1 protein-coding gene is annotated in these 643 nt (G+C 41.5%); it reads left to right on the forward strand.

Annotation, left to right across the window (positions count from 1 at the left end; all coding sequences use genetic code 11):
- Positions 1-96: 96 nt before the first annotated feature.
- Positions 97-597 carry an opioid growth factor receptor-related protein gene (locus VHA02S_RS25020; protein WP_038899750.1) on the forward strand — a complete coding sequence of 167 codons (501 nt, stop codon included), beginning with the start codon at positions 97-99 and terminating at the stop codon, positions 595-597.
- Positions 598-643: the final 46 nt, after the last annotated feature.

The following is a 643-nucleotide window of genomic DNA, read 5'->3' on the forward strand; positions in this document are numbered from 1 at the left end:
TTTAAGGTGGTATACGGGAGCTTCTGTATTGCGTTACTCACACCTTAACAGGGCGTTAGTGCGCAAAGATAAAAATTACAATTAGCAGGATTTAAAATGAGTGAAATTGCTCGTTTCATATCTGGTAAAGCTCCAGATAAATTTGGTCGTAATGTAGAGCAGTTGTTAGCTTACAACCACTTCTGGCTAGAGCATGATCATAAGTATATTCAAGTTCTTTTCCCGATTGATGAGGGTACTAAGTTCAATCAACATGCTCCTTTGGTAACTCAAGCAGATCGAGAGGCTTTTGCTAACTCAGAAGAATTGCGCATTGCTCACTTAAAAGCACTCGACCTTTTACTCGAGTTTTGGGGATTACAGCGAGATGGGTGTGAAATTTCGTCAATACAGCCATTAAGCCCTTCTAACCATGTTTGGCTTAAAAGTCATGACCATAACCAACTTCGCCTGACCCGAGCAATTCGTAGTTTATATTTACTCGGTAATGAGCAGATAGCAGCTAACTTGTGTGACTTTCTAGTGGCTGCAACTAGAGAAACCGGCATGGTTTCAGATAAAACGGTCGAGTATTGGCGTAACATGCTCAAAGGTTAGGTGATCGCTGAAACAGCGCACTAACAAACTGTTCAAGAGGGATTCG

The organism is Vibrio harveyi NBRC 15634 = ATCC 14126 = KCTC 12724 (genome assembly GCF_001591145.1).
Lineage (GTDB): Bacteria > Pseudomonadota > Gammaproteobacteria > Enterobacterales > Vibrionaceae > Vibrio > Vibrio harveyi.

Excerpts from the sequence above, each read along its gene's own strand:
- VHA02S_RS25020 (WP_038899750.1), top strand. The coding sequence starts at position 97 with ATGAGTGAAATTGCTCGTTTCATATCTGGTAAAGCTCCAGATAAATTT.